The organism is Dulcicalothrix desertica PCC 7102 (genome assembly GCF_003991905.1).
In the GTDB taxonomy this organism is placed as follows: Bacteria; Cyanobacteriota; Cyanobacteriia; order Cyanobacteriales; family Nostocaceae; genus Dulcicalothrix; species Dulcicalothrix desertica.
This window is the reverse complement of record NZ_RSCL01000075.1, coordinates 1-10241: the sequence shown is the minus strand read 5'-3', so window position 1 is coordinate 10241 and position 10241 is coordinate 1. Positions and strand designations below refer to the sequence as shown.

Sequence of the window (10241 nt, the reverse complement as noted above, 5' to 3'; positions counted from 1 at the left end):
GCTGTGTTACCTCATGTAGATGCATTTCCGTATTTATATATCTTTACATAGTTTGGTTTATTGGCGCCGACTTACTTAGCAGTGGCGAAGCTCTGACTGTCGGGGCTAAATTTAACACTCCAAATCAAAGTATCATGACCTTTGAATGTGCTAATTTTCTTAGCTTTGTTATTCCAAAGAATCACAGTTCCATCTTGAGTTACCGTAGCAATTTTTTGTCCATTAGGAGCAAAACTAACATCATTTACACGACTATTATGTTTTAGTAAAATGTTAATTAACTTACCAGATGGTGTCCAAAATTTGACATTTTTATCGGCACTAGCAGTAGCAATTTGCTTGCCATCTGAACTAGAAGCAATATTAAAAATAGCACTTTGATGTGCCGGGATTACTTGCAGCTTCTTACCTTGTATCTGCCAAAGTTTGACGCTTTTATCTTTACTTGCAGTCGCAATCATTTGATTGTCAGGACTAAAACTAGCTCGCCAAACCCAGTTTTTATGTCCGGTAAGGGTTTCCAGTTTCTCACCATTTTTATTCCAAATAATTACAGTTTTATCAGTACTAGTAGTGGCAATCATTTCACCATTGTGGCTAAAACTAACACTTGTTACTGAATCTTTGTGGTCATTTAAACTTTTAATTTCTTTACCGTTAATATTCCAAAGCTTTGCTGTATCATCTGCGCTAGCAGTGGCAATCAACTTACCATTCGGGCTAAAATTCACGTACACAACCCAACCTTTATGTCCTTTAAGTGTTTGTAATTCGTCCCCGTTTATGTTCCAAAGCTTGACTGTACCATCAGCACTAGCAGTAGCAATAGTCTGACTATCTGGGCTAAAGTTGACACAATGTATTGCCATTGCGTGTGCTTTAAAAGCTTTGATTTGTTTCCATTGGTGGTTCCAAATTTTCACATTTCCACCATAATCAGCAGTAGCAACTGTTTGGTTGTTAAGACTAAAAGTGACACTATAAACTTTATTATTATGGGCATTAAGGGTAGTAATTAATTGACCTGATGTTGTCCAAAATTTGACAGTATTATCCCAGCTTGCGGTGGCAATTATTTTTAGATCGGGACTAAAACTAACGCTATGAACTAAAGCTTTATGTCCTTTTAGAGTTGTAATTTGTCTCCCGTCCAAACTCCATAGTTTAACTGTTGTGTCTCTACTGGTAGTAGCAATTATTTTACCATCAGGACTAAAGCTAACATCTATGATTTCATCTAAATGTCCTATTAATCTGTTGCGTTCTTTGACTTTGTAAACCGCTTCTTGCAATAAATCACTAATTTTGATTTGGGTATGAGCTTTTTTGTCAAAAATAAATGCTAAAGGGCTGATATTACTGAGTTTTTTCGATGCCTTTAAAATTATTATTAGAGCATCAAAATCCTGATTTGATACCAACTGGGCTGCTGTTGTAGCATTGAGAGCTTCGATTTCATTCTTATTAGTATTCTGCCCTTGCCACCAAGCTATTCCAGCCAGTATCAAAGCTAACACTAAACCACTCGTCAGTCCTAAAATAGTCAGTTGGCGCCTGCGCTTTTGATTCCTACTTTCACGTTCCCGAAATTCCACCGAGAGCGCAATAAAACTCCTCTCCACCCCACTCAATTCTAAAAAACGTTGTCTTTCCCAATATTCAGCATCTGCCAGTGGTTTTCCTCGTAATAATGCCCCTTCATCAAAACTACTACTCTCCCAAGTACGCATTGCTATCCGTAACTGCTCTTGCCAGTGGCGAAAGTCCCTATCAAGCTGCATCCACAGATTTAATTGTCCCCAACTACGTATTAAGGCTTCATGGACGACCTCTACTGTATCTAAACCTGTTTTCTCATCTCTTCCAGTAACTACCAAACGCGCATCCGCCAAGCGGGTGACCAAATCCCAATTTTCCTCACCCACCTCCGCGCGAGTAGCTACACGGCGGGTATCCTCCGCTCCTTCCCCCGGATGCACCAGTTGGGTAAAAATTCGCTGTGCCCTCTCTTTTTCCTCAAAGTTAAGCTGATTATATGCGGAGTCAGCATAACAAGCCAATGCTGCTTCTACTCCACCAATTTCATCATAAGCAGCATGGTTTAACTGTGCCTTATGTTGTTTTGCCCATAGTTGAGTCAAGGCAAACTCTAATAAAGGTAAATTCCCCGGTTCGACACTAATAGTGGAAAGGATGCGTTCTACCAGCCCCTGTTCAATTGTTACTCCCAATAAAGCAGCAGGTTTTTCTACTGCGGCTTGCAATTCTTCATCCGTCATCGGACCAAGTTTTAAGTCTGCATATTGTAAGGCATCAGCAAAGGGACGATAAGATAATGCTTGTCCAAGAAAATCTGCCCTGAGAGTGATGACGAAGGTGAAATTACGACAATGATGAATAGCTTGAAGTAATCTATCGAGAAAAGTTTGGCGTTCTTGTACATCTGTGCTCATAGTATAAAGTTCTTCAAATTGGTCAGCTATGAGCAAAAAATGCTGGAATTGATTTTGTTTTTTGATATCATCCACCACCGAGCGCAACCCATTTTTGTACTGCCCCAAGTCGCTGGCAAAGTTTCTTATCTCCCGCAAGCGTTCAGTGTGGCTAAGTAATTGTTTGTGGACTTGGGACTGGTCAATTAAGGCAGTTGCCAGGTTAAACAACGGTCTGGAACCGGGACGAAAGTCAACAATATGATAATTTCCAGTATCTCGTAGGCGCCTTACTAAACCAGCGAACACTACACTAGATTTACCACTACCACTGGAACCAATAACGGCAACCAAAGGTTGATTTTGCACTGCATCCACCAACATATCGGTGAAAGTTTTTCGTCCAAAAAAGAACTGTGCATCTTCTTCGCGAAAGGCAAATAAACCACGATAGGGAATAATATCAGTAGGACGGCGCCCTAAGTCTAACCAATTTGGTGGAGTTGCACCCGTATTTTGACAAATTACTGGCAACCAAGAAGCACAAGGATATTTATCCTCAAGTCCATGCAACTTTAACCTGGCTTCCTTAGCTGCTTGATATAAGGACTTGCCACAAAGAGCAAAATCCTCTAAAAAATGCTTTAAAAATATCTGTGCCACTTCATCTGGCACCTGTTCCCGCATGACAATAATTTGGGGAATATGTAGCGTTTCTAACTCAGAGGCTAATCCCAAACCGTCACAGGAATTGAAAATTGCTACAGCTAACCCGTTGCTCTTCGCTTTTTTTAAACCATATTTGAGGTCATCAGTAGTTAAGCTTTCTTTATTTTCATTAATATATATACGACCCTTATCTCCTACTGTTTGGCTGTGACCTGCAAAAAACAAGATATCCCAAGGTTTTTCCCACAATTGGTCATTAATTTCATAACGTTGAGGCTGTACTAAAAAAGTTACCGAAGTATCCGGTAAACTGTTGAGCAATTTTCGGTCTGTTTCCACATCAATACCAGCACTGTTGCCCAAAATCGCCAGAATTTTGACTTTATCTCTAATAGTTGGCGTTTTGGTTGTGATAGTTTTTTGATAATCGGTTGCACTTAAAGCTAGTTCGGCATGGGGATATTCTTCCACCAAATCCCAAAGATGCCAAGGTATTTGTCGTAATTGCTGATTAGATGTGCGAATTAGTATCCGTACTATTTCATTTTCTTGTAATTCCTTTAACCAACTCTCCCGGATGGAGCGAAAAGATTCTGTAAGCAACCAGTTATTTAGTCGCTTTTGTAACTCAGTTGCGGAATTTTTGCAATCTTCGTATTTGTCGGTAATAGAACCAGAGTAAGTAACTTTTTTAGCTTTGAGCGCGCGATTGTCACTCCCCAAACTACGGTAGTGCAATCGCCACTCGTCAATTTTTGTCTGCAAATCTGTAACTGCTGGTAAAAAACCAGTGACTTCGGAATCGGGACTAACACCTTCAAAAGCGATTGAAAGCGTTACCCTTACACCCTGCTGTAAATCCCCATCCAATTTTAAGACAACTAACTTTGTCATTGGTCGCAAAAAAAGAGCGCTTTTGTTTAGGCTACACTTTATCGGGGAAATTTACGCAAAAATTAAACTTGAATTCAACTTATCGTTTTCATTGGTTTCAGGTTATATGTGTTTCAACCATAAACTGTGACCAAAAGTTTGGATGTTGAATGTCTAAAGATAAAACATGCTTTTTGTCTAGCAATTGTTTCAAAACTTCATAATAATTTGATAAACAAAGAAAGAAACAGTGGGCAATTGCCAAAACAATTACTCACTGTAATTAACACACAACATTGGTAAATCTCAATTTTAGTGCTTGATAATTTTCAATATAATGGACTGACAAAATAGTAACATTAAATACATGCTTGTTTAATAGCCGAATTTATACGTAGAGGTCAAGATGTCAGTTAAGCATTCTCGCATTTAGTTCCCACGATTTTATAAGGATGTTTTGCTTGTCGGTATTACATCGGGTAATTTATCCTCCACCAACCGCAGGGGTTGATACTGGTAGGCAGCAATAGTCGTTAGCATAGTACAACAACCGACGACAATGAATATTAAGCTCATACCTGCTTGAGTTCCTGTGCCGATAATTTTTCCTATACTGACTGCTATTGGATTATTGTCCATCATTAAAGGTTGAAAGATTTTTTCCACTAATAGTCCAGAGACCAGATAAGCTAGTAAGCGGAACAAACTACCAATCATACTTCTGACAGCAAAAGTCCTTCCCTGCAAGTCAGGTGGAACTTTTCTTTGCCAAATGACTTGATTAGAACCATAGATGATTGGTAAACCAAAGGAGAAAAGGAAAATTGAAAGGGTGAGGAGTGGGATGGAGGTGTATAACCCCATAAATAAAATACACAGTCCTCCTAGCAATTGAAAGCCGAATAAGCTGTAAATCAGTTGTTGCGAACCTCCCCAAGTACTTATCAATAGACTGCTTGCTATTGAACCAATACCACCGATGGATACGATGATACCGAGTACATTAGTTGAGGTTTTTGACAGCACAAAGGGGGTAAATAAAACGTTAAATATATTGAAGAAGAAGTTGTTAGAAACCATGAAAATCAGCAATCCTAGCAGTCCCTCTCTAGCAGTAATGTATGTCCAGCCGGAAGTAATATCTTGCAATAGCGAACTTCTGCCCACTTGTTTTGTATCATCAGTCTTAACAGTATTAATTTCAGGGAATCTAACTAAGAATAAAGTCATTAAAGAAACAAAAAATGTAGCGAAGTCTAATAGAATAATTTCCTCAATGCGAATAATACCCAGTAGTACTCCTCCTAGTACAGGTGAAATTAATTTGGTAGCAGACCCTGCTAATTGCATCATGCCGCTAGCGCGGCTAAGATGCTGTTTAGGCACTAGCAGCGTGATGGCGGCAGTATAAGCGGGAAAGTGCAAGGCATTGAAGGTTGAACTGATAGCAGTAGCCAGGTAAATGTGCCAGATTTCAATCCGATTAGTGGTAATGAGAAGAGCAATTGCCAAAGTAGATAAAGCGGCGCCGGAATCACTAAGAATCATAACCCAGCGGCGATTCCATCGGTCTACTAAGACACCAGCCAAGGGGGAGATAACAATCAGTGGTAGGGCACTGGATATAGTAACTAGGGTAAACTGGGTGATTGACCCGGTGCGCTGGTATACCCAAATATCTAAAGCAAAACCAGTGAGGCTAGAGCCGATTAGGGAGACAAGTTGTCCAAACCAGATGAGAATGAAAACTCTCATCCTAACATGAGTATTGTATTTTATCATATTTTTTGCTGCCCAAATCATCTATTTGTCCTATTCAAGGCAAACTTACAGAGGTTTTTATTACTGATAAATCAAGAGATTTACTCCCACAGCAACACTGAGGGTAGTGCTTCTGGGTATGCCAACCGCAGTAACTCGTAGCCAATGCCAGCTGTTCCTTGAAAGAAGCCGGGGTTGAATACACGGTTGGGCAAGTTAGCAAACAATTGATAGCCTCCCGCAAGTTTTGCTCTGGCTACTACCCAAGCAGTTCTTTGTTGCGCCACTTGCAGCAATTCAGGACGGGATAGTTTTTGGGCAGCTACTAACATTACTTCACAACGACCCAAATTACCACAACAGAGATGGTCTACAGAGTGCAAGGTATATTTTTGAGTAGTTTGTAGAGCTATTTCAATATCTTGATGAATTTCCGAGGTCTCTAAAACAGGCAAACCACCTAAACGTGCCAAGGCAATTCCAGGGGCGCCGTAACACCAACTCGCTTTAAAATGTGGTTGACCTTTTTGTTGGCTGGGAGAGCTAAAGTCTTGCCAGTTTGCGGCGGAAGGAGAGAAAACACTGCGTTCGTAGGCAATTCCCTCAAGTGCTGCCTCTAAATATGCATTATTTTGGGTAACAGAATAAAGCTGTAATAAAGCATAAACAATGCCAGCCGCCCCGTGAGAAAAACCTGTTAAAGGCTTGTTGGCAAAAGTTTTCCAGGCTTTTGGGAAACCATCAACGCAAATTTGATGCTTTAAAAGATGTTGACCACAAGCTACTGCTTTATCTAAAACAGTTTGTTGTGGTATCTCTTGGTAAAGTGTCAGTAGACCTAAAATTGCCCCAGCCGCTCCCCCTACCAAATCTAACTGTTGATCAGATGCAATAAGGTCAAGTGTAATTAAGTTAGCAAATTCCAAAGCGTTTTCAATCAGTGTTGGTTCTTTAAGCAAATGGCTGATTTTTACTAAAGAATAGATAATGGAACCAATTCCTGTAGCTCCACCGATACCAATATTATTTGCAAATACTTGGGTCAACTCTGCATCGTTTGTATGCAACATTCTGCACGTATATTGTAATGCACTTAAAACTAGCTCACGGTTACAACTAGTACCTTCTAAATAATCAAGAGCTGCCAAAAATAAAGCTATGCCACAATTACCATTGTAAAGACTTTCATCTAAAGGCTGGAATTGGAAGCGTTCGACTTTGGGAATATAGTTTAAGCTAATCCAGTACATACTACCGTCAGCTTCCCTTATAGCGTGGGAGCGTATTTCTTGAGCGATAGCTTGTGCAGAGGCAACTAACTCATCACTAGTTAAATAGTTTATTTGCATTTCATCAGTTACTTTGGAATTGGAAACTGTTGTCACTTGCTCAGTTGCAAGTGTGCGGTCGCGTCCAAACTGTTCCACACGGGCTACCCTAGCATCAAAAGTTCCCCGAATAATTGCTACCTGCCGTGCAAAATCAACCTCATCAAATTTTTGCAGTCGCAATATCGCCTGACTATAGCTTGCTGCGACAAAATACTCTTCAATTGGTTGATCTAATCCAATGCTTAAAGCATCGCTGTTAGAATAAGCTCCAAAGTAGGGAAAATCTAACTGTTCTATTGCCTTCAGTTCTGAATGCAAAATTGGTAAAGACCTAAGATCCTCACTATTTCTGAAAAATATTCGAGCTAAAATATCTAATTCGATGCTCCGGTCAACACCATCACAGAGAAATTCGGGAGCCAGAGTTTTTTCTAAGATGACACCGTAAGCTTTAGTAGGACGAAAGACAAAGCGTACCTGTTGGGCAAAAAGTTCTGCTAAGGGGCTAGGCTCTGCAAGTAAGAATTGCCGTCGTTCCATTAGAAAACTATACATTTGTCCAAACCCATCAATCAACTCTTCAATATAATCGTTTGGTGACAGGGGCATTTCATATAAAATCGGAACATTTTTCGCCAACGGTATCATTACAGTCTGGTATATTTGGTGCATATTATCTGTGTTCACGGACTGCCATTGCAGTAATTTCCAAGGTGATAGCTGTGGGTCAACACTACCTAAACCGCTAACATCATAAGCAATATGTTTATCCTTGTTAATATCCCAGCAGGGCAACAACCCAGTACGAAGAACTGAATCTTTCCAAAAATTTTGGTTTGGCATTTGGGCAACTTGAGGAAACTCTTCTAGATGTTCCGGTTCATGATGCAATAGAGTTTCCGTGTCAATTATTACCAAATGTTCTCCACTAGCTATTAAATTTTCGTGATGGCAGTCATTTCCTCCCAAAGCATACAATAGGCACAGCAGCATCCCTGCTCGTTGATAAAAGCGTTTTGCACTAGCTTCATCTAAGCATGGCTGTTGTTCTACATATTCCATCCAGCCATAATTTTGACGATTAAGAACCTTGAGAACCTTAAATGGTAATAATGCATTTTGCTGATTGCACCAATCTAAAAGCTTGTTAAAACCAACTTCTAAACCTAAATTTCTGGGTTTGTAAACTAGTTTCACTCCCGACTCGAAGCTGAGGGAAATTACACAGCGTCCTCCTTTATGGGGGTCTGACAAATTTGGATTGATTTCAACAACTTTCCCTAGCACACCACTAGCTTGGCTAACTATATTAACTGCTGAATATACTTGGGCAAACTCTTGTTCAATTTCGGATTTATCTGCTTTTAAACGTTGTAAGAACTCTGCCGTTGCTTCTACCCAATAATCAACTTGAGTTGCGATTAGCCTTCCTAGCACCGGATATTTTTGAAAAAAAACCAGTAACCCATCCTCCAGCATTTTTTGTATAAATGCTTTGTAGTAAGTGTTGTTTGATTCGGCTTTTGTTTGTTTTAATAAGATATTGAGAAAACTTTCTCCCAAAGGACGAAAACGAGAGAATTCAAATTCTAGGGTTTTCTCACAAAGACCCACCAACTTGGAGAGCAAGCTGCGCTCCATTGTTAAATAAGCTTCCTGACTCAGCAATTCTAAAGGTAAACAACTATAATGCGATAAATAAAATTCCAAGCAGGATAGCCCCAAACGAGTTTCTAATTTCTGCCGTGCAACAAAACAGGCTGGTAGCAGTAAATCTTCAAATGGTAGCGGTTGTGAAGAATCAATAGGAATTATATCTCCGAATTTTAATTTATTCTGGGCACTATCAATAATTTCTTTTAAAGTTGCTGACCAACTTGGTAAGACTGTAACATCGACGGCTTTTATCTCTCCCATAACTGCACGCAATCTATCAATATTCCACCCAGCTAAATTTAGCCTCTTGTAAAATTTCTCCCAATTTCCATCAGCCACAATCTCACACCAGCGTTCTAGTCGCTTGTCAGTGAAATTTTGTTCGCTGTTTTGGGTCATGTCAACTTCAAACAAATTGCTCTCAATACGTTCAAAAATAGAGGTTGCTTTAGCTGTAATACTTGCTAGTTCTAATTGACTTAGATCGGATTTATTTGGTATTAGCATCTTTATATATTTTCCTTCATTGATAAGGGCGAACAAAAGTTCGCCCTGTTTGCTATATTTGCCCTTTATTAAGTTCTTCCTTCGCTATAAAGTTAGTGAGAAGTTTACTATATTTAGAAAGGAGCGCTGCATCGGCTCCAAGCATTACAGGTAATACCTGCTACGATAGTGGGATAATCAAATTCAGTATTCTTCACCTTCAAATTATCTTGGGTTTTCCACAAACCACCGATAGCAGCTTCTACTGCACTGGCAGCTTGTACTTCTTGAATGCTGAACGAGTAACCATACTCTTCACCCAGCACAACCACTAACTGAGAAAGGCTTTCTAAATCGGTTGCTGCTCTGAGTTTGTTTTGCAGTACCTGGTTGCTCAAGACTTCTTGGAAAAACTGTTCTAAGTTGCTGGTTTTAGCTGTGCTTTGTACTTGATTTAAAGTGATAGTAGTCATGTTTGTTTCCTTTGAAAAATAGAGTGTTTTTTGGAAAAGGCAATGTGAGCGCTTGTTTGCTAACTCCTTCGCTCTTTCTTAATATCAATACTATTCTTTTCTAATTGGATTGATAATTAATTATTTTTGGGTACTCAAAGAAGCGTTAATTAATTATTTTTAGGTGGTGATAATTTATTTCTCTGTATATATTTCCTTAGTCATATGAAATGGATAGATGTGAAAAAAATTATACAAGAGCAGCAGTGAGTAATTGTTTCGGCAATTGCTGACTGCTGCTTTCGAGATAGCATTACCCTGATGGGTACTTTTCCAACAACAGAATTACAAAAAAAGTACCCTTAAAGGTACTTCGATGTATTTTATATTGAGGCGCCTACCCACACTAGCAGTAATCATGTCAGTTTTTATACAACAAAATTCTCGATTACGCTAATATCATCCAATGCTATCTTTATACTAAAAGCATCTCCAACAGAGGAGAGCGAAAAATTTCAGGGGAGCTGGGTTAAATAATGCGGTAAAATAACGCAATGTCTAATTCATCTGAACCAGTCGTT

4 protein-coding genes are annotated in these 10241 nt (G+C 39.4%); all 4 read right to left on the bottom strand.

What is annotated here, in order from left to right; translation table 11 throughout:
- Window positions 1-71: 71 nt before the first annotated feature.
- Entirely contained in the window at window positions 72-3995 is a 3924-nt protein-coding gene (locus DSM106972_RS50470; RefSeq protein WP_127087771.1) for an nSTAND1 domain-containing NTPase, read from the bottom strand.
- Between the two features lie 423 nt (window positions 3996-4418).
- Window positions 4419-5756, bottom strand: a complete 1338-nt coding sequence (locus DSM106972_RS50465; protein WP_201800916.1) for an MFS transporter — start codon at window positions 5754-5756, stop codon at window positions 4419-4421.
- 80 nt (window positions 5757-5836) lie between these two features.
- Complete coding sequence (locus tag DSM106972_RS50460) at window positions 5837-9229, bottom strand: type 2 lanthipeptide synthetase LanM family protein (protein ID WP_127087770.1); 3393 nt, start codon at window positions 9227-9229, stop codon at window positions 5837-5839.
- Between the two features lie 113 nt (window positions 9230-9342).
- Window positions 9343-9681, bottom strand: coding sequence for a Nif11-like leader peptide family natural product precursor (locus DSM106972_RS50455; protein WP_127087769.1), 339 nt, complete (start codon window positions 9679-9681; stop codon window positions 9343-9345).
- Window positions 9682-10241: the final 560 nt, after the last annotated feature.

Coding starts and splice junctions, on each gene's coding strand:
- DSM106972_RS50455 (WP_127087769.1), bottom strand. CDS start 9,681: ATGACTACTATCACTTTAAATCAAGTACAAAGCACAGCTAAAACCAGC.
- DSM106972_RS50465 (WP_201800916.1), bottom strand. CDS start 5,756: ATGATAAAATACAATACTCATGTTAGGATGAGAGTTTTCATTCTCATC.
- DSM106972_RS50460 (WP_127087770.1), bottom strand. CDS start 9,229: ATGCTAATACCAAATAAATCCGATCTAAGTCAATTAGAACTAGCAAGT.
- DSM106972_RS50470 (WP_127087771.1), bottom strand. CDS start 3,995: ATGACAAAGTTAGTTGTCTTAAAATTGGATGGGGATTTACAGCAGGGT.